Raw genomic sequence first — 23,834 nt, 5'->3', positions numbered from 1 at the left:
CGGAGACGGGGTGGGTCTGACGCCCGGGTGACGTCCAGGTGTCAGGGAAGGTGTTCGATATCTCTTCGTCTGTTCGTCAACCGCTCGACGCCCGCCGCACCCGCGACATTGCCTACCGTGCGGACATGCGAGTCGCGATCATCACAGAGTCGTACTCGCCGGACGTCAACGGCGTGGCCAACTCGGTGGCCCGGGTGGCAGACCATCTGGTCGCCCGGGGCCACAGCCCCCTGGTCATCGCCCCGAGGCCGGCGTCCGCCCTGCTGCCCGCCGAGGACCCGGAGCCCTATCCGGTACTGCGGGTCGGCTCCGTGCCCATGATGGGCTACCCGAGCGTGCGCCTGGGCCTGCCGAGCCGGCGGATCCTGGAGGCGCTCCGGGCGCACCGCCCCGACGTCGTGCACCTGGCCAGCCCGTTCGTGCTGGGCGCGTGGGGGGCCAGGGCGGCGGTCGAGCTGGGGGTGCCGATCGTGGCCGTGTACCAGACGGACGTGCCGGGCTTCGCCCGCGCGTACCGGGTCGGCCTCGCCGAGTCGATGGCGTGGGGCTGGGTCCGCCGGGTGCACGCGCACGCGGCCCTGACGCTGGCGCCGTCCTCCTCGACGGCCGACGAACTGACCGGGCGGGGCGTGCTCCGCGTGCGACGCTGGGGGCGTGGCGTGGACACCGAACTCTTCCATCCCGGACACCGCGACGAGGCCCTGCGCCGCGAACTGGCCCCCGACGGCGAGATCCTCGTCGGGTACGTGGGCCGCCTCGCCCGCGAGAAGCGCGTCGACCTGCTCGCCGGCGCGTCCCGGCTGCCCGGGGTGAAGGTCGTGGTCGTCGGCGACGGGCCGACCCGGGAGTCCGTGCGCCGGGCGATGCCGGACGCGGTGTTCCTCGGCACCCGGCGCGGCGCCGACCTGGCCCGGATCTACGCCAGCCTCGACGTGTTCGTGCACACCGGACCGCACGAGACGTTCTGCCAGACCGTGCAGGAGGCCCTGGCCAGCGGGCTGCCCGTCGTGGCCCCGGCGGCCGGCGGCCCCCTCGACCTCGTCGAGCCCGGGGTGACCGGCACCCTGGTCGCGCCGTCGGACGAGGAGGCGGTCACCGCCGCCGTCGTCGACCTGGTGGCCGACCCGGCCAGCCGCCGCGCGTACGGCCTGGCCGCGCGGGAGGCCGTCGCCCGCCGGACCTGGGGCGCGCTGACCGACGAGCTGATCGCGCACTACGCGGCGGTCGGCGCGGCCCTCACCGTGCCCGCGGTGCCCCTCCCGGTGACCGCCGCGTGAGGATCGTCCGGCTCGCCAACTTCGTCACGCCCACCTCCGGCGGCCTGCGCACCGCCCTGTACTCCCTCGGCCAGGGCTACGCCGACGCCGGCCACGAACCGGTCCTGGTGATCCCGGGCGAACACCCCGCCGACGAGCTCACCCCCCAGGGCCGGGTCATCACCCTGCCCGGGGTGCACGTGCCCGGCCTCGGCGGCTACCGGGTGATGCTCCGCCGCCGCCCGCTCCTCGACGTCCTGGACCGGCTCGACCCCGACCGGCTCGAGGTGTCCGACCGCACCACCCTGCGCTGGACGGGCGCGTGGGCCCGCGCGCACGGCGTACCGGCCGTGATGGTGTCGCACGAGAGCCTCGACGGCCTGCTCGGCGTCGCCCGGCTGCCCGGACCGGCCCTGCGCTGGCTGGCCGGCCGCCTGAACCGCTCGACCGCGCGCGACTACGACCGGGTCATCTGCACCACGGACTGGGCGACCCGCGAGTTCGACCGGATCGGCGCGGACAACGTGGCCCGCGTACCCCTCGGCGTCGATCTCGATCTGTTCCGGCCCGACCGCCGGGAGCCGCGCGAGGCCGGCGAGGTGCTGCTCGTCTGCTGCGTCCGGCTGTCCCTGGAGAAGCGGCCGCACCGGGCGCTGACCACGCTGCGGGCACTGCGGGCCCGGGGGGTGCCGGCGCGCCTCGTCATAGCCGGGGACGGGCCGCTGCGCGAACGCCTGGAGGCCGAGGCCGCCGGGCTGCCGGTCACGTTCACCGGCTGGGTCGCCGACCGCGACACCCTCGCCGACCTGCTCGCCTCCGCCGACGTCGTGCTCGCCCCCGGGCCGGTGGAGACGTTCGGCCTCGCGGCCCTGGAGGCCCTGGCCTGCGGGTCCCCGGTCGTGGTGAGCGCGTCGAGCGCGCTGCCCGGGGTGGTCGGGGACGCCGGGGTGGCCGTGGCCGGGGACGACATGTCCGCCGGGGTCGTGGAGCTGCTGGCCCGGCCCGAGGCGGACCGGCGGGCGGCGGCGCGGGCCCGGGCGGAGCTGTTCGGGTGGGACGCGGCGGTGCGCGGATTCCTCGCGGTGCACGCGGAGATCTGATCCCGCTCAATTCGGACGAAAATATGACATTGTCCCGGACGCCCCCTACGCTCGGAGCATGAGCGAGAACAGCCCTTTTGCCGCACTTGTCCCCGACCGGCCGTTGAACGCCGAGTTCGCCGCGTCCGTCGAGCACACCACCGCCGTCGTCACGGCCGTCACCGACGAGCAGCTCGCCGCGCCCACCCCGTGCGGCGACTGGAACCTCGCGGCCCTGGTCAACCACGTGATCTGGGGCGCGGAGGCCGGCACCCGCGCGGGGCTGCGCGCGCCCGTCCCCACCGACGGCTCCGAGGACCGCGACGCCGACCGGCTGACGGGGGACTGGCGGGCCCGGTACGCGGAGTCCGCCGCCGCGGCCGGCGACGCCTGGGGCAAGCCCGACGCCTGGGACGGGGAGACCTCGCTCGTCGGCGGGCCGATGCCGGCGGGCGGCCTGGGCAGCCTGTTCCTCGTCGACATGGTCGTGCACGGCTGGGACGTGGCCCGGGCCGCCGGCCGCGCGTACACCCCCGACGAGGACGCGGTGCGGGCCGTGCACGACTGGCTCGCCACCCGCTCCGAGGTGGGCCGAGGCTTCGGCGCGTGGGGCCCGGAGGTACCGGTGCCCGCCACCGCGCCCCTGTTCGCCCGGGTCCTCGGACTGACCGGCCGCGACCCGCACTGGGGCGGCGCCCGCACCCCCTGATGTGGCAGGCTGGCCGGCATGCCGACGAACGCGATCGATGCCTGGGCGGGCCTGGAACCGGCGTGGCGGGCCTGCTTCGACCTCGCCTGGGACTCCTTCCGGGCCGGTAGCCTGCCGGTCGGCGCGGTGCTCGTCGACGCTGCCGGCACGGTCGTGCGGACCGGGCGCAACCACTGGAACGAGCACACCGCCGGCCCCGGCCTCGTCGCCGGCAGCCGGATCGCGCACGCCGAGATCAACGCGCTGGCGACCCTGCCGGCCGCCGACTACGCCGACCACGTGCTGTACACGACCCTGGAACCCTGCCTGCTGTGTACCGTCGCGCTGCGGTTCAGCCACGTGGGCACCGTGCGGTTCGCGGCCACCGACCCCATGTGGTACTCGATGGACAAGGTCCCCGGCCTCAACCACCACGTGGCCCGGCGCTGGACGGTCCGCGAGGGCCCGCTGCCGGGGCCCGTGGGCGGCTGGGCGGCGGTCCTGCACCTGATCTCCGCCGTGGAGCGGGACATGCGGCTCGTCCAGGCCTGCCACGAGGAGGCCGCGCCGGACGTGCTGCGGGTGGCCCGCCGGCTGGCGCCCACCGCCGACCGGCTGCGCACCCTGTCGGCGCCGGAGGCACTGGAGGCCATGTGGGCCGACCTCGACGACCTACCCTCCTCCGAGGACAGTGGCACGCCGGTGCCGGGTCGTGCCGCATAGGGTGTGGCCCATGGTGACCCGCCCGGCGGCCGAACGCGCCGCGCTGGCGCGGATCCGCGCGCTCTCCGCGACCCGCGCCCCGCTACCTGACCTGTTCGGGCAGCTCAACGACATCCTCGCCGGGGTCGTCGGCTTCGACGCCGGCTGCTGGCACGGCACCGACCCCGCGACGGGGTTCCTGACCTCCACCGTCGCGGAGCACCTCGACCCGGCCAGGTTCGAACGGGCCGCGTACCTGGAACTGTGGACCCCCGAACCGCTCACCTTCGCCCGGCTCCGCCAGTCCGGCCGCCCCGCCGACAGCCTGCACCGGGTCACGGGCGGCCGCCCCGGCACCAGCGGCCGGTTCCGGGAACTCCTCGCCGCCGACGGCTTCGGCGACGAACTGCGGATCGTGTTCGACACGCCCACCGGCCGCTGGGGGGCCGCCGCGTTCATGCGCGCCGCCGGACGCGGCCCCTTCACCGCACCCGAACTGGGCCTCGTCGAGCGGCTCAGTCCGCACATCGGCGCGCTGCTGGGCCGCTCGTACCGGCCGGTCCCGGGCGGGCCGGACACCGGGGCGCCGGAGCCCGCCGTCGCCGTGCTCGGACCCACCGGGCGGCTGGTGTCCGCCGACCCGAGGGCCGAGGCGCTGATCGCGCGGCTCGCCGAGGCGTTGCCGGCCGCGTCGGGCGTCCCCACCGGGTTCATCGTGGTGGCCGAGCACGCCCGGGGCGCGGCGGCGACCGGCCGCGCGGGCGTACCCTCCCGGTCCCGGATCCGGGGGAGCGACGGCCGGTGGCTGACGCTGCACGCGTCCCTGCTCGACGGCCGGCCCGACGGCCACGTCGCCATCCTCGTCACGCCCGCCTCACCGGCCGAGGCGCTGCCCGTCGCCCTGATGAGCTACGGGCTCACCGGCAGGGAACAGGAGGTGGCGCTGCACGTCGCGCGGGGCCGCACCACCCGCGACATCGCCGCCCGGCTCACCCTCAGCCCGCTGACCGTCCAGGACCACCTCAAGGCCATCTTCACCAAGACGGGGGTACGCAGCCGCCGCGAACTCCTCGCCCTCCTGATGGCCGGCGCCCTCGCCGACGCGCGCCCCTGACGGGCGCCCCCCAGAAGCGGGGGATTGCCGGGCCCGTCGCGCCGTCCCGACAATGGCTGAGCCATCTGACACCGCCTACGTGAACGAGGACACCATGGTCGGCACCACCCTCCGGCGCGGCCTCGCCGCCCTGGCCGCCACCGCCCTGGGCGCGGGCATCCTGTCCGGCGCCGCCACCCCGGCCGCCGCGCACCCCCGGTGCTGGGTGGACTACCGGCTGAGCCACGCCGGCGGCGTCGTCACCGGGTACGCGTGGCTGGAGTGCGGCGAACTCAGCGGCGCGCGGGACGCCCTGATCGAGCGGCGCGACCCGGTGACCGGCGGGTGGGCGACGGTCGCGGAGGTGGACGGTTGGGGCTCGTACGCCTGCGCGGGGGACGCGCCGAACACCTACCGGCTGCACGGGATCGTGCGGACCTTCCCCTGCGGGTGAGGAACCCTAGCCCGTGGCCACCCCGACCAGGAGCACCACGGCGCACAGGATGCCGAGGACGTAGGCGAGTATCCACTCGCGCTGCCGGCTGACGATCGCCGTGGCGAGCCCGAGCGCCGGCACGAGCACCCCGAACTCGTGGGCCGTCTCGTACCGGTCCGGGTGCTCGAACCCGCTGACCATCGAGCCCTCCAGGTACAGCACGGGCGTGCCGACCAGCCACGCGACCAGCAGCAGCCCGAGCAGCACCGACACCGCCCGCACCGGTTGCCGCTCCACCGCGTCCGGCTCGAACTCGGCGTCTTCCACCTCACCCGTCATCGCCCGGCCCTCGTTCCTCCCGCCCCTCGTGGCTGGTGAGAGTACGCCCGCACCGGGGCCGGTACCAGAGGCCGCGAAGCCCTTTGCCCACCCCTGACGTGCGACGATCCGCCGCAACCGGCCGAACTCGGTCACCCGGCGGCGGCCCGGACCGGTTCCGCCGCACTCACCGGCTCAGCGTCGTCGCCCGCTCGACCCGCGACAGCTTCCGCGGGTTGCGCACGACGTAGAGCCCGCTGACGAGGCCGTCGTCGATCCGCACCGCCACCACGTCGTCGATCCGCCCGTCGCGGCGGATGAGCAGCGCCGGGCCCCCGTTGACCTGGACCGCCTCGACCGACACCACGCCGTCGAGCTTGGGCAGGCCGGCCGCCAGCAGCCGGGACACCTTGTCGGCGCCCTGGATGGGCCGCAGCACCGCCTGGACCACGCCGCCGCCGTCGCCGAGCAGCACCACGTCCGGCGCGAGCAGGTCCAGCAGGCCCCGCAGGTCACCGGTCTCGATCGCCCGCTGGAACGCCGCGAGCGCGTCCCTGGTCTCGGCCCGGGAGGCGACCCCGCGCGGCCGGCGCGCGGCGACGTGCGCCCGGGCCCGGTGCGCGATCTGGCGGACCGCGGCCGGGGTCTTGTCGACGGCCCCGGCGATCTCGTCGTAGTCCAGCTCGAACACCTCGCGGAGGACGAACACCGCGCGTTCCGTCGGCGTGAGCGTCTCCAGGACCAGCAGCATCGCCATCGACACGCTCTCGGCCAGCTCCACGTCCTCGGCGACGTCGGGCGCGGTCAGCAGGGGTTCGGGCAGCCACGTGCCGACGTAGGACTCCCTGCGCCGGCCCACCGCGCGCAGCCGGGTGAGCGCCTGGCGGGTGGTGATCCGCACCAGGTACGCCCGTGGTTCGCGCACCCCGTCGAGGTCGACCCCCACCCACCGCAGCCACGTCTCCTGCAGGACGTCCTCGGCGTCGGCGGCCGAGCCGAGCAGCTCGTAGGCGACCGTGAACAGCAGGTTGCGGTGCGCGATGAACGCCTCGGTGGCGGTGTCCATGTGCTCGCCCATCGGTGGCTCCCGTCCGTTCGCCCGTGACTGTGTCACGCACGAGACGCCGGCCGCCACCGCCCTGTGACACCCGGCGCGGGTGTCGTGCGTCACGCGGCCGCCCTGTCACAGCCACCGCCCCGGCGGCGTCTCGTGTTCGTCCGGTACGGCGACACCACGAGTGAGGACGAAGCCATGGAAGCCCGGTTCAACCTGTTCGACAGCCCGACCGCCACGAAGGTCGCCCAGCGGCTCCACAACGCCGGCATGCTCCTCGGGCAGTCGACGCTGCCGAAGTCCACCCAGGAACTGGTGAACCTGCGGGCCAGCCAGATCAACGGCTGCGCGTTCTGCGTCGACATGCACACCAAGGAGGCCGACGCCGCCGGCGAGACCCCGGTCCGCCTCGCCATGGTGGCCGTTTGGCGCGAGGCCACCGTGTTCACCGCCGCCGAGCGGGCCGCTCTGGCCCTGACCGAGGAGGGCACCCGGCTCGCCGACGCCCACCACGGCGTGTCCGACGCGACCTGGGCCGAGGCCCGCGCGCACTACGACGACGACCAGCTCGGCGCGCTGATCTGCCTGATCGCCTTCATCAACGCGGCCAACCGGTTCAACGTGGTCGTGCGCAACCCGGGCGGCTCCTACGAGCCCGGCACGCTCGCCGCCGCCCTGAACTGAAACGCGCCCCGGCCGGCGAACCTCCGCTGACGGTGCCCCCGCCCGGCCCGCGATCCTCCGATCGGGGCCGGGCCCCGCCGTGGTCGCGGCCCTGCGATTCTGGGGCGATGGTGGATGAGGCGCTCAGTCACGCTGTCGTGGTCTACATCTGGGGCGACCCGGCGGGCCGGGCCTGGCCCGGCAGCGACCCCGACGCCGTCGGTCGACTCTTCGGCGAGCGGGCCCCGGACCTGCTGGCGCGCATCCGCGAACTGTTCGCCGAGGTCGACCACTTCTTCGACGACCCGGGCGACCTGGCCGCGATCAGCGTCAAGATCCAGGACACCCTGCGGTCGAACCGTCCGGAGCTCAGCGCCGAGGCGGCCCGGGCGATCGCGGCAAGCTGCACCTACAACTGGAAGTAGCCGCTCCGGCGCGGCCTGCGGCGTGCCGTACCGTCGTCGCATGGAGCTTCCGGCGATGGACCCGCCCCGGACCCGGCACGTTCTCCGGGGCCTGGCCCGCAATCCGGCCGCGCCGCCCGACGTCCTCCGACGGCTGGCCGGCGCGCCGGAGGCCGCCGCCGAGCTGGCCCGCTGGCGCCGCGACCTGTCCGACGACCTGATCGAGATCCTGCTGGCGGCGGGCACCCCTGCCATCGCGGAGGAGCTGGTCCGCAACGAGGCTGTCGGCACGGCGCTCCGCTGGCGGCTGGCCGCCCACCCGGACCCTGTGGTGCGGGCAGCCGTGCCCCGTCGGTTCGCGCCGGGGCGGGTCGGTCCGGGGTGCGAGGTGTCGCCCGCCCTGTTGGAGCATCTGTCCCGGGACCCGGACGCGGCGGTCCGCGCGGCGGTCGCCGCCCACGACGACGCGCCGGTCAGCGTCCGGGTCGCGCTGGCCGGAGACCCGGACGCGGGGGTGCGGGAAGCGGTCGCCCGCTGGTGGCCCGATCCGCCTGAGGACGTGCTCCGCCGCCTGCTCACGGATGCCGAGCCGGCCGTGCGGGCCTCCTGTCTGCTGAGGACCGCCGTCCCGCCCAAGGATCTGCATCCGGTGCTGCTCGCCGATCCGCTCAGCCGCAACCGGGTGGTCCAACACCTGGAGCTGACGCCCGAACTCGCGGCGGAGCTGGCGGGAGACGAGGACGAACTGGTCCGGCACGCCCTGGCCGGCCATCCGGGGCTGCCGACCGCTGTCCGCGACCGGCTGGCGGCGGACCCGGAGGCCTGGGTGCGCTGCGAGGTCCTGCTGCGCGCGGACCTGACCGAGGCGGACCGGGCCCGCCTGTACGCGGAGTTGACGGCGGACGCGGACGACATCGGGTCCGTGTTCGTGGACGGATGGCTCGGCACCGCCTGGATGGGGCGGTCGCTGGACTGGCTCCGCTCCGCGCCGCTCGCCCGTCGGCTCGCCGCCCTCGCGTCCCCGTTCCCGTACCTCCGGCGGGCCGTCGCGGGCACGGACCTGCCGCCCGAGGCCGTCAACCGGTTGCACGACGACCCCGATCCGGAGGTACGTCGCATCGCCGCGCGGCGCAGTCCGGACCTCAGCGGTGAGCTGCTCGAACGTCTCGTCCGCGAGTGTGGCGAGAATCCGAAGTTCGGCCCGCCGACCCTGCACGAGCGCCCGAACTTCCCCCGGGCGGCATTCCTCGACTACGCCGTGGCCCCCGACCCGCGGCTCCGCCATCTGGCCTGTGCGGATCCGGGGTTGCCCGCAGACCTCGTGGCACAGTTGTCGGCGGACCCGGAGTCACATGTCCGTGTGGCGGCGGCCGGTCATCCCCGGTTGGCCGCGGACCGCCTCGCCGTCCTGCTCCTCGACCGGGACCACCGCGTCGTGCACGCGGTGTCGGCGGCACCGGGGTTTCCCGTGCCGTGGATGCGCCACCTTCTCGACCGCTGCGGTCTCTAGAGGGTCGCCGCGCGAACCGGCCCCGGGCTACTCGAACGGTGTCGGATCCCCCGCGCCCACCCGGAGGATCTCCGGCTCGTCCCCGGACAGGTCCACGACGGTCGTCGGCTCGACCCCGCAGTCCCCGGAGTCGATCACCGCGTCGATCTGGTGGTCGAGCCGTTCCTTGATGTCCCAGCCGTTCGTCATCGGCTCGTCGTCGCCCGGCAGGAGCAGCGTGCTCGACAGCAGGGGCTCGCCGAGCTCGGCCAGCAGCGCCTGGGCGACCTTGTGGTCGGGGATCCGGACGCCGACGGTCTGCTTCTTCGGGTGCAGCAGCCGGCGGGGCACCTCGCGGGTCGCGGGCAGGATGAAGGTGTAGCTGCCCGGGGTCGCCGCCTTGATCAGGCGGAACACCGAGTTGCTGATCTTCACGAACTGGCCGAGCTGCGCGAAGTCGCTGCACACCAGGGTGAAGTGGTGCCGGTCGTCGAGCTTGCGGATCTCGCGGATCCGGTCCAGCCCGGCCTTGTTCCCCATCTGGCAGCCGAAGGCGAAGCAGGAGTCGGTCGGGTAGGCGACCAGCCCACCGCCCCGGATCAGGTCCACGACCTGACTGATCGAGCGCGCCTGCGGGTTGTCGGGGTGCACGTCCAGGTACCTAGCCACGGGGTGAGCCTAGTACCTCGCCCCGGGGGTGTGGTCGGAACGCGCCGTCACCGGGTCCGGTACACGGTGGCCAGTGGGGTGCGGCACACGACCGGGCCGGCCATCAGGGGGCGGGAGCCGGGGCCGTACTGGTCCTGGTGGATGTAGTAGTCCACCTCGGCCGGTGCGCCGTTCGGGACCCAGATCACCTGGCCGGGCCAGCCGGGGCGGCGGAGCTGGGCCAGCTCGGTGAGCCGGGGCGCGCCCTCCTGGCGGTTGTAGCCGACCACCGGCCCGCCGGGCAGGCCGAGTACGCAGGCCTCCAGCTGGGCGGTGTTGGCGACGTTGCGGTAGACGTACCGGGCGCCGATGCCCGTCAGGAGGAGGGCCGCGAGGGCGGCGGCGAGCAGGGCGGCGCGGCGCGGGGCCCGGGTCGGGGTGACGGACAGGACCACGGCCGCCATGAGCAGGTACACGAACGGGCCGGCGTAGTGTTCGTCGGTCTTCCAGGGCAGCAGGTTCGCCAGGTACAGCGCGCCGCCGCCGAACACCGCCCACGCGACGTTCTCCGCGTCCCGGCCGCGCGTGCCGGACCCGTGGTCGGCGGCGACGTCGGTCGGGGCGGGGACCACCGGGGCGTCCGGCCCGCCGGTGACGCACAGGACGCCCTCAGCGCCCGCCGCGCCGCCCCGAAGGTCCGCCCCCCTGGCCGGCCGCACGCCGCCGGTGGCGTCGACGCTCGCGGACACCGGGCCGCCCACCCCGCCGAAGTCCCGGGACCGGCTGGCCACCCGCGGCTCCGACCCGGACGAGGTCCGCTGACCGAACGGCCAGGACGAGGCACGCGGACGGAGCGGCCCGGACGTGGTCCGCTGGCGGAGCGGCCAGCCGGCGGACCGGTACGCCTCCCCGCGCCGGAAGGCGTACCGCAGACCGAACGCCAGCACCCCCAACACCACCACCAGCACGGGCGGCCCCACCTGCCGGGCGGCGTCCAGCGCGGAGCCGAACAACTTCCCGGCCCCGAACTCCAGGGAGCTCGTGTAGTCCCCGGCCCGGCTGTAGGTGTACGCGGTCACGATCGTGCCAGCCCCGGCGGCCAGCGCGACCGCCCCGTGCAGCCGGTCGCTGACCCGGCGTTCCCCGGGCCGGACGAGCAGCAGCAGCCCGTAGCAGACCAGCAGCCACGAGAACGGGGACTTGAACCACGCGGCGGCGAGCCAGAACACGATCCGGGGCCAGGGCCGACGGTAGGGGAGCAGTCCCAGCGCGACGAGGGCCACGCCGGGCCCCTCCTGCAACGACGGGTACGCCAGGTTGCGCAGCAGGCTCGGGTTGCCGGCCAGCAGCAGCGCCGCCCAGGCGACCAGCCACCGGCTACCGGTGCGCTGCCAGACCAGCCACGCCGGCACGGCGACGGCCACGGCGAGCATCAGCATCCGTACCGTGAAGGCGATCTTGACCGGGAGCAGGTAGAACGTGCCCATGTACAGCCAGAACAGCGGCCGGAACAGGCCCCAGCTGCTGTCGGTGAACCGGTACAGCTCGAAGGTCTGCCGCACCCCGATCGTCCGGACGTGCCCGAGGGCCTGACCGTCGTCGATCAGCGACCACTCCCAGGGCAGGAGCAGCCACCCGACGACCAGGAGGACGGCAGCCAGGATCAGCAGGCGCAGAGGGGTACGCACGGTGACCTACCCTACGGACCGTCCCTGGGACCGCCGAGCCGAGCCGAACTTCTCACTCTGAGGAGTTCAGCCATGACGCATCGTCACCGAGGGCTCGTCTCCGGGCCCGCCGCCGGACGAACCCCAGGATCACCAGCGCTCCCACGCCCGCCAGCAGGACCGCCCCCACCACCGACAGCACCCCGAACCTGGGCAGGTCACCCGGCCGGACCAGCCCGCCCGCGACCACGTCGGCGGACACGTCGAGCGTCTCGATGCCGTCCGCGGCGGTGAGCAGGGTCCGGGTCCGGCCGGAGGAGGACAGGGCGACGACCCGCACGGTACGCACCGCGTCGTAGGTCCCCGGGGCGCCGCGCCCGTTGGGCTCGTACCCGTCCTCGGCGACATACGCCACGAGCACCGGGTCGCCGTCCGGCCCCCAACCCAGCAGCCGCGCGGCCGACAGCCCCGGACCGGTCGTCCACCGCACCCCCGGGACCTGCGCGCCGGTGGCCGGGTCGCGGCCGGTGAGCAGCCAGCTGCCGTCCGGCTGGCGGCGCTGGGTGAGCAGGGCCGAGCCGTCCGGCAGCCAGGCGCCCCGGCCGGCGAGGAACGTGTCCGCCGCGATCGGGAACCGGGACTGCTCCTTGAGGTCCGGGCCGACGACGATCAGCTGGTCGTCGGCCCGGTAGACGAACCGCTGCCCGTCGGGGGCGAACGCGAAGTTGAACGCGAAGGGGAAGGAGTCGGGGGTCAGCGCGCCGATCTCCCGGTACGTGTCGGTGGCCACGTCGACCAGGCCCAGCTCGTCGTGCAGGTTGTGGTACGCGGAGACGGCCAGGGTGCGGCCGTCCGGCGACCAGGCGATCGCCCTCGCCGGCCCGGGACCGCCCCAGTCGCCGAGGGCGCGGGTCCCGCCGGTGACCAGGTCGACGACGGTCAACGAGATCCGGCGCCGGTCGATGCCGCCCTCGACGGCGAGCCTGGTGCCGTCCGGGGACAGGGCCACCGACTCGCCCGCGCCGGCCTCGTACGGGACCGACCACACCCGGGTCACGTCCTCGCGCGCCCCGACCACGGCCAGGTCGCCCTCCTCGTTGATCATCCGGTTCGGGTCGAACGCGAACGGGGGACCGCCGAAGATCAGCGACGCCGCCCCGGGCGGGTTGCCGGCCAGCCGGGTGTGGAACGCGGGCGGCACCTCCAGCCGGTCCGGCAGGGACGGCGCGCCGGGGCGGGGCGCGGCCGGCTCGCTCACCACCCGCACCATGCCCGGCACCCCGGTGACCAGCAGCACGGCGAGGACGGCCAGGCCGGCCACGGCCACGGCGGCCCGGGTCCGGCCGCGTCGGCGGGACGTGCGCAGCGCGCGCTCGTACACCGGATAGTTCTCCGCCTGTTCGGCCGTCTCGCGCAGCGAACGGCGCAGCTGCTCGGTCATGACGGCACCTCCGTGTGCTCGGCGAACGCCCCGGGCAGGTGCGCGCGCAGTCGGGCCAGCGCGTCGTGGCCGTGCCGCTTGACGGTGCCGACCGTGCAGCCGAGCACCCGGGCGGTCTCGGCCTCGGTCAGGTCGTCGTAGAACCGGAGCACCACCACGGCGCGCTGCCGGGGGGTGAGGACGGCGAGCGCCCCGGTCATCGTGAGCCGCAGGGTCGCCTGCTCGGCGAGGTCGCCGGGGGCGGCGCGGTCCGGGTCCGGGACGCCCAGCAGGCGCTCGGGTGGTCGTCTGCGTCTCCACCAGGAGATGTGTTCGCGGTGCATGGCCCGGCGGACGTAGGCGGCCGGGTTGTCGTGCCGGATCCGCCGCCAGTGCCGGTGGCAGTTGGCGAGCGCGGACTGCAACAGGTCCTCGGCGAGGTGGTGGTCGCCGGTGAGCAGGTAGGCGGTCCGGGACAGCGCCGGGGCACAGGAGGTCACGAACTCGCGGAAACCCTCGTCGCGCACGCGTCCGCCTTTCGTGGGTGGTCTCTCCCCAGGTAACGCGAAAACGGCGTCGGATGGTTGAGATCAGACCACGGTGCGCTGCCGGCGCAGGGGCACCACGAGCGGGGTACCCGTCTCCGGGTCCTCGATCACCCGGCACGGCAGGCCGAACACCTCCGCGACCAGCTCCGGCGTGATCACGTCGCGCGGGTCGCCCTGCGCCGCGATCGTGCCGCCCCGGCGCATCGCGACCAGGTGCGTGGCGTACCGGGCGGCCTGGTTGAGTTCGTGCAGGACCGCGACCAGGGTGTGTCCCTCGCGTTCGTGCAGGTCGGCGCACAGGTCGAGCACCTCGTGCTGGTGCGCGATGTCCAGGAACGTGGTCGGCTCGTCCAGCAGCAGGATGCCGGTGCGCTGGGCGAGGACCATGGCCAGCCACACGCGTTGGCGCTGCCCGCCGGACAGCTCGTCGACGTAGCGGTCGGACAGTTCGGCCGTGTGCGTGCGGTGCAGGGCCTCGGCGACGGCCGCCTCGTCCTCGCGGGACCACTGGCGCAGCAGCCGCTGGTGCGGGTAGCGGCCCCGGGCCACCAGGTCGGCCACCGTGATCCCGTCGGGGGCGGTGGACGACTGGGGCAGCAGGCCGAGCCTGCGGGCCACTTCCTTCGACGGGTACGAGGAGATCAGCGCCCCGTCCAGGTACACCCCGCCGGTCCGTGGCTTGAGCATCCGCGCCAGGGCCCGCAGCAGCGTGGACTTGCCGCACGCGTTGGGTCCGACGATCACGGTGAAGGACCCGTCCGGGATCTCCACGCCGAGCCCGGTGGCGACGGTGCGCTGCTCGTAGGCGAGCGTCAGGTTCTGTGCGTACAGCCGGGTCATCGGGTCGCCTTCCGCCAGGAGTGGGCCAGGAGCCAGGCCAGGTAGCAGCCGCCGACCGCGCCGGTGGCGATGCCGACCGGCAGGGTGGGCGCGAGCCGCTGGGTGGCCAGGTCGCACCCCGCCAGCAGCAGCGCGCCCGTCAGGCCGGCCGCGAACAGCGCCGTGCCCGTCGAACGGGTCAGCCGGCGGGCGATCTGCGGGGCCGCGAGCGCGACGAACCCGATCGGGCCGGCCGCCGCCGTGGCCACGGCCGCCAGGGCCACCCCGACCGCGACGAGCGCCAGCCGGGTCCGCTGCACGGGTACGCCGAGCGCGTGCGCCGCGTCGTCGCCCATCTCCAGCAGGGCCAGCCGCCGCCCCTGGTACAGCGCCACGGGCAGCAGGACCGCCACCGCGACGGCCATGGGCACCACCTCGTCCCACTGCCGCCCGTTGAGGCTGCCGATCAGCCAGGACTGGGCGGCCAGCGCGTCCTGCCAGGAGGCGCGGGTGATCAGGTACGCGTTGACGGACAGCAGCATCGCGCTCACCCCGATCCCCATCAGGATCAGCCGGGTACCGTGCATCCCGCCCCGGACCGCGAGCAGGTACACCACCACCGCCGTGGCCAGGCCGCCGACCACGGCCCCGAGCGCCACCGCCGACGGGTCGCCGCCGAGCAGCAGGATCACCACCAGAGCGCCGGTCGCCGAGCCGGTCGTGAAGCCCACGATGTCGGGGCTGCCGAGCGGGTTGCGGGTCAGGCTCTGGAACAGCGCGCCGCTCACCCCGAGCGCGGCGCCCACCAGCAGGCCCGCGAGGACCCGGGGCAGCCGGAGCGTGCCGACGACGAAGTCCGTGACCGTGTCGCCCCGCCCGACGAGCACGGAGGCGACCTCCGGCACGGTCAGCGGATAGTCCCCGGTGGTCAGCGCGAGCACGGCGACCGCGACGGTGACCGCCCCGAGGACGAGGCACACGGCCGCCGCCCGGGGCGCGTACCGCACGGACAGCCGGTCGCCGGGCGTCCGCAGCGCCCTCACAGCCGGGCCAGCTTCCGCCGCCGGCACAGGGCCAGGAACACCGGCCCGCCGATCAGGGCCGTCACGATGCCGACCTGCAGCTCGCCGGGCGCGATCACCACCCGGCCGACGATGTCCGCGCCGAGCAGCAGGACGGGGGCCAGGACCATCGAGTACCCGAGCACCCAGCGCTGGTCGGGGCCCACGATCATCCGGGCGACGTGCGGCACCGTGAGGCCGACGAACCCGATCGGGCCCGCCGTGGCCGTGGCCGCCCCGCACAGCAGGGTGACGGAGACCGCGCCGAGGACCCGGGTCCGGCCGACCCGCGCGCCGAGCGCCCGGCCCGCGTCGTCGCCGAGGCTGAGCGCGTTGAGGGACCGGGCCAGGCTGAGGGCCAGCACCGTGCCGAAGAACAGGAAGGGGCCGACCGTGTACACCAGGTCCATCTTGCGGCCGGTCAGCGAGCCCACGTCCCAGAACCGGAACTTGTTGAACGCGGCCGGGAAGAGCAGCAGGACCGCCATGTTGAACGCGCCGAGCGCGGCGGTGATCGCGGCCCCGGCGAGGACCAGGCGGTCGGGGGTGGCCCCGGAGCGGCCGGCCGAGCCGAGCCCGTACACCAGCACCGTCGCCAGCGCGGCGCCGACGAACGCGAACCAGACGTAGCCGGCGACGGAGGTGATCTGGAGGAACGCGATCGCGACCACCACGGCCGTGGCGGAGCCCATGTTGACCCCGAGCAGGCCGGGATCGGCGAGCGGGTTGCGGGTCAGGGCCTGCATCAGGGCGCCGGACAGGCCGAGCGCCGCCCCGACGGCGACGGCGAGCACGGTCCGGGGGACGCGGACGCCGTGCACGATCGCCGCCTCGGTGGAGTCGTCGGGGTCCCAGATCAGGTCCCAGGTGGCGCCGATGGCCATGTGTCGGGAGCCGACCCAGAGGCTGAGCAGGCACAACGTACCCAGAAAGCAGACCGCGACCAGGAGGCCGACCGCACGGAGGGCAGGTGCGAGGGGGGCAGGCACGCCATTAGGTTAGCCTAAGCTTTTCCATAAAGGGGGTGGGGCGTGAGCGCAGGCCAACTCTTACGGCGCTCGATCAGGGGCCAGGCGCGGCACATCGCCCTCGGTGCGGTGCTCGCCGCCGCGCACCAGGCCGGCGAGGTCATGGTCCCGGTCCTGATCGGCGTCGTCATCGACCGCGCGGTGGCCACCGGCAACAGCTGGCAGCTCTGGGCGTGGCTCGCGGTCCTCGGGGTCGTGTTCGCCGCGCTGTCCACCAGCTTCCGGCTCAGCGCCCGGTCCGCCGAACGCGCCAACGAACAGGCCGCGCACGTCCTGCGGGTGTCCGTCACCGAGCGCGTCCTGCACCCCCGGGGCGGCGCCGACACCGGCCGGCTGTCCGGCGCGCTGGTCACCCTCGCCACCAGCGACGCGCAGCGGGTCGGCTCCGTCAACGGGGCCCTGGTCTGGGGGATCGCGGCGCTGCTCGGCATCACCACGGGCGCGGTGGCGCTGCTCCGGGTCTCCGTACCCCTCGGACTGCTCGTCCTGCTCGGCACCCCGCCGCTGCTGTTCCTCGCCCACCTGATCGGCCGCCCCCTGGAACGGCGCAGCGACGTCGAACAGGACCGCGCCGCGCACGCCTCCGGGATCGCCGCCGACCTCGTCGCCGGCCTGCGGGTGCTCAAGGGGATCGGCGCCGAGGCGGTGGCCGTGTCCCGGTACCGGGCGACCAGCCGCGACTCGCTCGCCGCCACCCTGCGCGCCGCCCGCGCCCAGGCCTGGAACAACGGCGCCATCGTCACCCTGACCGGCGTGTTCATCGCCGCCGTCGCGCTCGTCGGGGGTCGGCTCGCCGCCGAGGGCGACATCAGCATCGGCGGGCTCGTCGCCGCCGTTGGGCTCGCGTTGTTCCTGCTCACCCCGTTCGAGACGTTCGCGTGGGTCAACGGGGAGTTCGCCCAGGGCCGGGCCTCGGCCGCCCGGATCGCGACCGTCCTGGCCGCCCCGCACACCGCCGCCGACGGCACCGACACGCCGCGCGTCCCCGTCGAGGGCGGGGTCCGGTTCCGGTCCGTCCAGCACGCCGCGCTGCGCGACCTGCACCTCGACGTCGCGCCCGGCGAGTTCCTCGGCGTGGTCGCCGCCGACCCGCTGGCCGCCAGCGCGCTGCTGGACTGCCTGGGCCGCGACGTCGACCCGTACTCCGGCACCGTCGAACTCGACGGCCGCGCGCTGTCCGAACTCGACCCGGCCGGCGTGCGGACCGCGATCCTGGTCGCCGCGCACGACGCCGACCTGTTCGAGGGCAGCGTCCTGGACAACGTGCGGGGCGCCGGCTCCGTGGACGCCGCGCTGGGCGCGTCCCTCGCCGACGAGGTCGCCGGGGCCCTCCCGCAGGGCCTGGACACGGTCGTCACCGAACGCGGCCGGTCGCTGTCCGGCGGGCAGCGCCAACGGGTCGCCCTCGCCCGAGCGCTCGCCGCCGACCCGCCCGTCCTGGTGGTGCACGACCCGACCACCGCCGTCGACACCGTCACCGAGGCCCGGATCGCCGCCGGGGTCCGGGAACTGCGCCGGGGCCGGACCACGATCCTCGTCACCACCAGCCCCGCCCTGCTCGCCGTCACCGACCGGGTCGTCGTCCTGCACGACGGGACCGTCACCGCCGAGGGCACCCACCCCGACCTGGTCCGCGACCACCCCGGCTACCGCGCGGCGGTCCTCGCGTGACGACCGCACCCCTGGAGGAGTACCCGATGACCGAGGCGTCCGCGGACCGCGTCCTGCTCCCCACCGCCGACGGCCCCCGGACCCGCGCGGCCGTCGCCGAACTGCTCCGGCCGTTCAAGGGCCTCGCCCTCGGCGCGCTGGCCGTCATGGTCACCGGCACCGCCGTCGGCCTGCTCACCGCGCCCCTGCTCGGCCGGATCGTCGACCTCGTCGTCGACCACAGGCCGGCCGGCGCGATCACGGTCCCCGTGCTGCTGCTCGTCGTCGCCGCCCTCGGCCGGGGCGTGGCCACCGGCATCGGCGGCTCGCTCGTCGCCCGGCTCGGGGAGAGCATGCTCGCCGCCCTCCGCGAACGGTTCGTCGCCCGGGCCCTGCACCTGCCGCTCGACCAGGTCGAACGCGCCGGATCCGGCGACCTCAGCGCCCGGGTCACCACCGACGTGTCCGTCATCGCCCGCGCGGTGCGCCAGGCGCTGCCCGAGTTCGCCAGCGCCCTGCTCACCATCGTCCTGACCCTCGTCGGGCTCGCCGTCCTCGACTGGCGGTTCCTGCTCGTGGTCCTGCTGGCCGTGCCGGTCCAGCTGCACACCGTCCGCTGGTACAGCCGACGCGCCATCCCGCTGTACGCCGAGCAGCGGGTCGCCGCCGGCACCCTCCAGCAGCAGCTCCTCGACACGGTGGGCGGCGCGCGCACCGTCCGGGCGTTCCGGCTCGCCGACGAGCACGTGGAGCGGGTGCGCGGCCGGTCCCAGGGCACCGTGGACCTCACCCTGCGCGGCATCCGGCTCCTGACCCGGTTCTACGCCCGGCTGAACCTGGCCGAGTACATCGGCCTCGCCGGGGTGCTGATCGCCGGGTTCGTGCTGGTCGGCAACGACACGGTCACCCTGGGCACGGCCACCGCCGCCGCCCTGTACTTCCACAGCCTCTTCAACCCGATCAACTCCGCCCTCGCCCTGGTCGACGACGCGCAGGCGGCCACCGCGAGCCTGTCGCGGCTGGTCGGCGTCGCGGACCTGCCCGTCGCCGCGGAGCCCGCCCGCCCCGGCACGGCCGCGGACTCCTCGGTGAAGGTCGTCGGGCTCCGGCACGCCTACCTGCCCGGCCACCCCGTCCTGCACGGCGTCGACCTCACCCTCGCCCCCGGCGAACGGGTCGCCCTCGTCGGGGCCAGCGGGGCCGGCAAGACGACCCTCGCCAAGCTCGTCGCGGGCGTGCACCGGCCCGACGGCGGCGAGATCCTGCTCGGCGGCAGCAGCCTCGACGCCCTCGGCCCGGAGGCGACCCGGCGGACCGTGGCGCTGATCAGCCAGGAGGTGCACGTCTTCGCCGGTCCGCTCGCCGAGGACCTGCGCCTCGCCCGGCCCGGGGCCGCCGAGGCCGACCTGCGCGACGCCCTGGAGAAGGTCGGCGCGCTGACCTGGGTGGACGCGCTGCCCGAGGGCCTGGACACCCTGGTCGGGGACGAGGGGCACCGGCTCACCGTCACCCAGGCCCAGCAGGTCGCCCTGGCCCGGCTGGTGCTCGCCGACCCGCCGATCGCGATCCTGGACGAGGCGACCGCCGACGCGGGCAGTGCCGGTTCCCGGGTCTTGGAGGCGGCGGCGAACCGGGCGCTGGAGGGCCGGACCGCGCTCGTGGTCGCCCACCGGCTCACCCAGGCCGCGGCCGCCGACCGGGTCGTGGTGATGGCGGCCGGCCGGGTGGTGGAGACGGGGACGCACGCGGAACTGGTCGCGGCCGGTGGGCGGTACGCGTCGCTGTGGGAGGCGTGGTCGGACACCCGCCAGGGCGCCTGACGCCGGTGCCGACGCCGCGCGGGTCCTGCGGCCGCGGTCCCACGGTTGCTCCGGGCCGGCCGCCGAGTTCGTGGTCGGCCCGCCCGGATCGTCGGTGGGCCCGCGTGGCTTCCGCTCAGACCTGGCCGAAGAACCAGTTCCCGGCGGCGTCCTCGTCCGCGCCCGTGTAGTACACCCGGGTGGCCGCCACCAGCTCGTCGACCGACAACGTGCCGCTGCCGTCGGTGTCCAGCCGCGCGAAGCTCGGCGCCACCTGCTCGGCCGGCGTGCCGAATGCGCGCTGCAGGGTGTGGAACTCGGCGAGGCTGACCAGCCCGTCCCCGTCGGTGTCGGCGAGCCGCATCACGGCCTCGGCGGCCGGCCGCAGCCCCGCGTCGAAGCCGGCCCGGTCGTGGATGAACGCGTTCGCCATCCCGGTCCGCCACTCCGTCGGGGAGATCCGCCGGTCGCCGTCGAGGTCGGTCGCCGACAGCAGCGTCTGCCAGAAGGTCTCCAGTCCGTTGAGGACCTGCTGGCCCTTCGCGCTGGTCGGGGCCTCGCCGAAGCCGGCGAACAGCCGGCTGCCGAGCGCGAGGACGTCGGAGTGCTCGACGACGCCGTTGCCGTCGACGTCGAGGTGCCCGAAGGCCTTGTCGAGTTTGGTGTCCTGAAAGGTCGAAGTCATCCCTCTACAATAAGGGGTATGTCCAAGATTGTCCTGCTGACCGGGGCTACCGGTTTCCTGGGCGGCTACCTGTGCGCCGAACTGCTCACCCGCACCGACGCCGAGGTGCACTGCCTGGTCCGGGGCCGCACGGACGAGGGCGCCCGCCGCCGGCTCGCCGCCTACCTGGCCCACCGGGGCGTCACGGACCTCGACCGGGTCGTCACCGTCCGCGCCGACCTCCGCGCGCCCCGCCTCGGCCTCGACGGCCCCGGCTACGACCGGCTGGCCTCCTCGGCCTCGGCCGTCTACCACTGCGGCGCGACCGTCAACCTGTCCGCCGACTACGAACGGCTCGCGCCGTGCAACGTGGCGGGCACCCGGACCGTGGTCGAGCTGACCGCCCGGGCCGGGGTCACCCTGCACCACGTGTCCTCGGCCGGCGTGTTCATCGACGCCCCGCACGTCGGGCACCCGGAGGTCGACGAGGACACCGCGCTCGCCCCGGGCATGGCCGGCGCGGTCGGCTACACCCGCACCAAGTACGACGGGGAGGAACTCGTGCGGGCCAGCGGGGTGCCGTACGTGATCTACCGGCCCGCGTTCATCACCGGCGACCATGTGACCGGCGAGTCCTCCGCCTCCGACCTGATCACCCGGACGATCCGGGCCGCCGCCGTCCTCGGGATCGCCCCGGACTGCGGCACCGCGATGCCCACCGCCCCGGTCGACTACGTGGCCCGCGCGATCGTGGCCCTGTCCACACAGGCGGAGAGCATCGGACGGTCGTACCACCTGAACCAGCCCGAGCACCTGGCCATGGACGTGATCTTCGAACGGCTCCGCGCGCACGGCTACGCCCCGGCCTCCCAGCCGGTGCCCCGCTGGCACGCGACCCTGCAGGAGCGGGTGGCCGAGACGGCGGCGTTCACGATGCTCGCGCTGTGGGGGATGGGGGCGTACGTGCTGCGGGCGACGCCCCGCGACCAGGTCCCGGTGGTGCGCTCGGCGCGGACCCGGGAGGCGCTGGCCAGCCTCGGCGTGACCTGCCCGGTCGCCGACACGGCCTACCTGGACCGGATCGTGGGCTACCTGGCGGGCGCGGGCCTGCTGGCCCGGTGACACCCCGCGCATCCGACGACACGGCACCGTCTCCGGCACAACGCCCGACCACCCGGCGGCACCGCACCACCCGGCAGCACCGCTGGCGCCCCGCGCGACCCGGCCGGCGCCGCCGCCGCGCCCCGGCCTTATCCGGAGCGCGGCGACGGGATTTGGCTATCCCACCTCCACCGGCAGGTGGTGCACCCCGTAGATCGCCATGTCCGTGCGCATCGGCACCTCCCCGGCCGGCACCGCCAGGCGCAGGTCCGGGAAGCGTTCCACCAGCCTGCGGAACACGACGGCCATCTCGTTGCGGGCGAGCTGCTGGCCGAGGCACTGGTGCACCCCGTACCCGAAGGCGATGTGCCGGACGGACTCGCGGTGGAAGTCCAGGAACTCCGGCCCGTCGAACTGGGCGGGGTCCCGGTTGGCCGCCGACAGGTGCAGCAGCACCGGGTCGCCGGCCGCGATCTCCCGCCCTCCGAGCACCAGGTCCTCCGTCGCCGTGCGGGGGAGCCCGAAGTGCACGATCGTCAGGTACCGCAGCAGCTCCTCGACCGCCTGCTCGACGAGTTCGGGGTGCGCGCGCAGCTCCGCCCAGCGCTCCGGCTCGTTGAGCAGCGTGTACGTGCCCAGGCCGATCATGTTCGCCGTCGTCTCGTGCCCGGCGATCAGCAGCAGCAGGCCGGTGCCGGCCGCCTCCTGGTCGGTGAGGCTCTCCTCGTTCTGGAGCAGCTCGCTGAGCAGCCCGTCGTCGGGCGTCTCCCGCTTGGCCCGCACCAGCCCCGTCATGTACTCCCGGAGCCCGTCGCCCGCCGCCGCGACCTGCTCGCCGGTGGAGTCGATCCGCAACAGGGTCGCGGTCAGCCCCTGGAACGTCTCCCGGTCCTCGTAGGGCACGCCGAGCAGTTCGCAGATCACCAGGGACGGCACCGGCAGGGCCAGGGCCGTGACGAGGTCGACCGGCCCGGGGCCGGCGGCCATCGCGTCGAGGTGTTCGGCGACGATCTCCTCGATCCTGGGCGTCAGGGCCCGCATCCGGCGGACGGTGAACAGGCCGGTGAGCATCCGGCGCAACCGGGTGTGGTCCGGCGGGTCGGTGTTGAGCAGGTTGGGCCGGTTGGCCTGCTCCCACTGCTCGTCGGTGAGTTCGAGTTTGCGGATCGGGTTGAGGGCGAGCCGGTCGCGGGCGCTCAGCCGGGGGTCGATCAGCCCGGCCCGGACCTCGTCGAAGCCGGTGACGAGCCAGCCGCGCCTCCCGTTGGGGAAGTCCAGCCGGCTGACGGGACCCTCGTCGGTGTGCAGGGCGAGGAGTTCCGGTGGTGGATCGAGGGGGGCGGTCCGGGTGGTGGGCAGCAGGTTCACGGTGTCGGTCATCGCGGCTCCTCCTTCGGTCATTCCTCCACGAGCTCGATGGCTCCGGAGGGGCATGTCAGCACCGCCTCGCGCAGGGCGGCCCGGAACTGCTCGGCGGGCCGCTCGACCAGCAGCACGACGGTGCCGTCCACCTCGTCCTGGTCGAAGATCTCGGGCAGCCGCAGCGCGCACTGTCCGGATCCGCAGCATGAGTCCGGTGAGACCGTGATCCGCATCGTCGGCTCCTTCGGGACGGTTCAACATCACTTCGATGTATATCCCGACAACGATGCCATCGTCCACAAAGGCGGGCGGGCAAAAGCGACCGACCTCGATCGGCGGGAGTGCCGACGTGGTCGGTCGCGGCGGGGGAGGGGTGGCGGAACGGGGAACGTGGGAGGCGCCGGGCGCCGGTCAGACGATGCCGACCGCCGCGTGCACCTCGGTCAGCGCGCCCCGCTCGCGGTCGGACACGCCGTCGACCGCGCCGGCCGCCGCGCCGCACGCGTGCGCGATGACGTCGCGGAACGCGTCGAGGTCCTCGGCGGACCGGGCGGCCAGGATCCGGGCCGACTCCGTCAGCGACGCCAGCACGACGGCCCGGTCGGTGCTCGCGGTCATCGGGATCCGGTCGACGCGCAGCACGCCGCGCAGGGACTCCGGGGCCGAGGCCAGGGCCCGGCTCGCCGCGAGGTGTTCGGTGACGACGTCGAAGTGCCCCGGCTCGGCCGCCGACACGAGGCCGACGGCCCCGAACGTGGCGGCGCGGATGGTGTCCCGCTCCTGGTCTGTGTAGTACGCCATGCGGGCATAGTACCCAAAAAATATTAAATGCCCTTTTGGGGTATGGAAAGGGCCGGGGCGTCCGTGGACACCCCGGCCCCGTGG

At 74.8% G+C, this 23,834-nt stretch carries 25 protein-coding genes; 12 read left to right on the top strand and 13 right to left on the bottom strand.

Annotated elements, in window-relative coordinates:
• Positions 1-125: 125 nt before the first annotated feature.
• The 6 genes from AB0M43_RS09520 to AB0M43_RS09495 are packed head-to-tail and all read left to right on the top strand — an operon-like array spanning position 126 to position 5,272.
• Positions 126-1,277, top strand: coding sequence for a glycosyltransferase family 1 protein (locus tag AB0M43_RS09520; protein ID WP_363722769.1), 1,152 nt, complete (start codon positions 126-128; stop codon positions 1,275-1,277).
• The gene (locus tag AB0M43_RS09515) at positions 1,274-2,356 is read left to right on the top strand and encodes a glycosyltransferase (RefSeq protein ID WP_363722767.1); all 1,083 of its coding nucleotides are present in this window, start codon (positions 1,274-1,276) and stop codon (positions 2,354-2,356) included. Before AB0M43_RS09520 ends, AB0M43_RS09515 begins: the two co-directional genes overlap by 4 nt.
• A 58-nt stretch (positions 2,357-2,414) precedes the next feature.
• The gene (locus AB0M43_RS09510) at positions 2,415-3,044 is read left to right on the top strand and encodes a TIGR03086 family metal-binding protein (protein ID WP_363722765.1); all 630 of its coding nucleotides are present in this window, start codon (positions 2,415-2,417) and stop codon (positions 3,042-3,044) included.
• 18 nt (positions 3,045-3,062) lie between these two features.
• Entirely contained in the window at positions 3,063-3,746 is a 684-nt protein-coding gene (locus tag AB0M43_RS09505; RefSeq protein WP_363722763.1) for a nucleoside deaminase, read from the top strand.
• Positions 3,747-3,756: 10 nt separating this feature from the next.
• Entirely contained in the window at positions 3,757-4,839 is a 1,083-nt protein-coding gene (locus tag AB0M43_RS09500) for a helix-turn-helix transcriptional regulator (RefSeq protein WP_363722761.1), read from the top strand.
• Positions 4,840-4,891: 52 nt separating this feature from the next.
• Entirely contained in the window at positions 4,892-5,272 is a 381-nt protein-coding gene (locus AB0M43_RS09495) for a hypothetical protein (RefSeq protein WP_363722759.1), read from the top strand.
• 6 nt (positions 5,273-5,278) lie between these two features.
• Here the strand turns inward: AB0M43_RS09495 and AB0M43_RS09490 are convergent, their stop codons facing one another.
• Together AB0M43_RS09490 and AB0M43_RS09485 are read right to left on the bottom strand one after the other, a co-directional pair.
• Positions 5,279-5,593, bottom strand: a complete 315-nt coding sequence (locus AB0M43_RS09490; RefSeq protein ID WP_363722757.1) for a hypothetical protein — start codon at positions 5,591-5,593, stop codon at positions 5,279-5,281.
• A 166-nt stretch (positions 5,594-5,759) separates the two neighbouring features.
• A complete protein-coding gene (locus AB0M43_RS09485; RefSeq protein WP_363722755.1) occupies positions 5,760-6,650 on the bottom strand; it encodes an RNA polymerase sigma-70 factor in 891 nt (296 codons plus the stop codon).
• A 174-nt stretch (positions 6,651-6,824) separates the two neighbouring features.
• Between AB0M43_RS09485 and AB0M43_RS09480 the strand changes: the two genes are divergently transcribed.
• The 3 genes from AB0M43_RS09480 to AB0M43_RS09470 all read left to right on the top strand — a co-directional run bounded on the left by AB0M43_RS09480 (position 6,825) and on the right by AB0M43_RS09470 (position 9,203).
• Complete coding sequence (locus AB0M43_RS09480; protein WP_363722753.1) at positions 6,825-7,310, top strand: carboxymuconolactone decarboxylase family protein; 486 nt, start codon at positions 6,825-6,827, stop codon at positions 7,308-7,310.
• 107 nt (positions 7,311-7,417) lie between these two features.
• Positions 7,418-7,714, top strand: a complete 297-nt coding sequence (locus AB0M43_RS09475) for a hypothetical protein (protein WP_363722751.1) — start codon at positions 7,418-7,420, stop codon at positions 7,712-7,714.
• 40 nt (positions 7,715-7,754) lie between these two features.
• Positions 7,755-9,203 (top strand): hypothetical protein, encoded by a 1,449-nt coding sequence (locus tag AB0M43_RS09470; RefSeq protein ID WP_363722749.1) that lies wholly within the window; start codon positions 7,755-7,757, stop codon positions 9,201-9,203.
• 27 nt (positions 9,204-9,230) lie between these two features.
• On the opposite strand, the gene AB0M43_RS09465 is transcribed toward AB0M43_RS09470, so the two are convergent.
• The 7 genes from AB0M43_RS09465 to AB0M43_RS09435 all read right to left on the bottom strand — a co-directional run bounded on the left by AB0M43_RS09465 (position 9,231) and on the right by AB0M43_RS09435 (position 16,334).
• The gene (locus AB0M43_RS09465) at positions 9,231-9,851 is read right to left on the bottom strand and encodes an L-threonylcarbamoyladenylate synthase (RefSeq protein ID WP_363722747.1); all 621 of its coding nucleotides are present in this window, start codon (positions 9,849-9,851) and stop codon (positions 9,231-9,233) included.
• A gap of 47 nt (positions 9,852-9,898) precedes the next feature.
• Complete coding sequence (locus tag AB0M43_RS09460) at positions 9,899-11,518, bottom strand: hypothetical protein (RefSeq protein ID WP_363722745.1); 1,620 nt, start codon at positions 11,516-11,518, stop codon at positions 9,899-9,901.
• A 52-nt stretch (positions 11,519-11,570) separates the two neighbouring features.
• Positions 11,571-12,938 (bottom strand): hypothetical protein, encoded by a 1,368-nt coding sequence (locus AB0M43_RS09455; protein ID WP_363722743.1) that lies wholly within the window; start codon positions 12,936-12,938, stop codon positions 11,571-11,573.
• Entirely contained in the window at positions 12,935-13,444 is a 510-nt protein-coding gene (locus AB0M43_RS09450) for a SigE family RNA polymerase sigma factor (RefSeq protein WP_363722741.1), read from the bottom strand. The genes AB0M43_RS09455 and AB0M43_RS09450 overlap by 4 nt, the downstream gene beginning before the upstream one ends.
• Before the next feature lie 63 nt (positions 13,445-13,507).
• Positions 13,508-14,305 (bottom strand): ABC transporter ATP-binding protein, encoded by a 798-nt coding sequence (locus AB0M43_RS09445; protein ID WP_363722739.1) that lies wholly within the window; start codon positions 14,303-14,305, stop codon positions 13,508-13,510.
• The gene (locus tag AB0M43_RS09440) at positions 14,302-15,327 is read right to left on the bottom strand and encodes an iron chelate uptake ABC transporter family permease subunit (protein ID WP_363722737.1); all 1,026 of its coding nucleotides are present in this window, start codon (positions 15,325-15,327) and stop codon (positions 14,302-14,304) included. Before AB0M43_RS09440 ends, AB0M43_RS09445 begins: the two co-directional genes overlap by 4 nt.
• A complete protein-coding gene (locus tag AB0M43_RS09435; protein WP_363722735.1) occupies positions 15,324-16,334 on the bottom strand; it encodes an iron chelate uptake ABC transporter family permease subunit in 1,011 nt (336 codons plus the stop codon). The genes AB0M43_RS09440 and AB0M43_RS09435 overlap by 4 nt, the downstream gene beginning before the upstream one ends.
• Before the next feature lie 42 nt (positions 16,335-16,376).
• Here AB0M43_RS09435 and AB0M43_RS09430 point away from each other — a divergent pair, with 42 nt between their 5' ends.
• Both AB0M43_RS09430 and AB0M43_RS09425 read left to right on the top strand, forming a co-directional pair.
• On the top strand, positions 16,377-18,044 hold the full coding sequence (locus AB0M43_RS09430; RefSeq protein ID WP_363722734.1) for an ABC transporter ATP-binding protein: 1,668 nt from the start codon (positions 16,377-16,379) through the stop codon (positions 18,042-18,044).
• Positions 18,041-19,843 carry an ABC transporter ATP-binding protein gene (locus tag AB0M43_RS09425; protein ID WP_363722732.1) on the top strand — a complete coding sequence of 601 codons (1,803 nt, stop codon included), beginning with the start codon at positions 18,041-18,043 and terminating at the stop codon, positions 19,841-19,843. Before AB0M43_RS09430 ends, AB0M43_RS09425 begins: the two co-directional genes overlap by 4 nt.
• A 115-nt stretch (positions 19,844-19,958) precedes the next feature.
• Here the strand turns inward: AB0M43_RS09425 and AB0M43_RS09420 are convergent, their stop codons facing one another.
• Complete coding sequence (locus AB0M43_RS09420) at positions 19,959-20,507, bottom strand: EF-hand domain-containing protein (protein ID WP_363722731.1); 549 nt, start codon at positions 20,505-20,507, stop codon at positions 19,959-19,961.
• 18 nt (positions 20,508-20,525) lie between these two features.
• Between AB0M43_RS09420 and AB0M43_RS09415 the strand changes: the two genes are divergently transcribed.
• Positions 20,526-21,608, top strand: a complete 1,083-nt coding sequence (locus AB0M43_RS09415) for a thioester reductase domain-containing protein (protein ID WP_363722730.1) — start codon at positions 20,526-20,528, stop codon at positions 21,606-21,608.
• A gap of 156 nt (positions 21,609-21,764) precedes the next feature.
• Here the strand turns inward: AB0M43_RS09415 and AB0M43_RS09410 are convergent, their stop codons facing one another.
• The 3 genes from AB0M43_RS09410 to AB0M43_RS09400 all read right to left on the bottom strand — a co-directional run bounded on the left by AB0M43_RS09410 (position 21,765) and on the right by AB0M43_RS09400 (position 23,750).
• On the bottom strand, positions 21,765-22,967 hold the full coding sequence (locus AB0M43_RS09410) for a cytochrome P450 (protein WP_363722729.1): 1,203 nt from the start codon (positions 22,965-22,967) through the stop codon (positions 21,765-21,767).
• A gap of 17 nt (positions 22,968-22,984) precedes the next feature.
• The gene (locus AB0M43_RS09405; protein ID WP_363722728.1) at positions 22,985-23,182 is read right to left on the bottom strand and encodes a (4Fe-4S)-binding protein; all 198 of its coding nucleotides are present in this window, start codon (positions 23,180-23,182) and stop codon (positions 22,985-22,987) included.
• Between the two features lie 178 nt (positions 23,183-23,360).
• Positions 23,361-23,750, bottom strand: coding sequence for a hypothetical protein (locus tag AB0M43_RS09400; protein WP_363722727.1), 390 nt, complete (start codon positions 23,748-23,750; stop codon positions 23,361-23,363).
• Positions 23,751-23,834: the final 84 nt, after the last annotated feature.

Origin of the sequence: Longispora sp. NPDC051575 (genome assembly GCF_040681875.1) — a bacterium.
Lineage (GTDB): Bacteria > Actinomycetota > Actinomycetes > Mycobacteriales > Micromonosporaceae > Longispora.
This window is presented reverse-complemented; position numbering and strand designations above follow the sequence as displayed.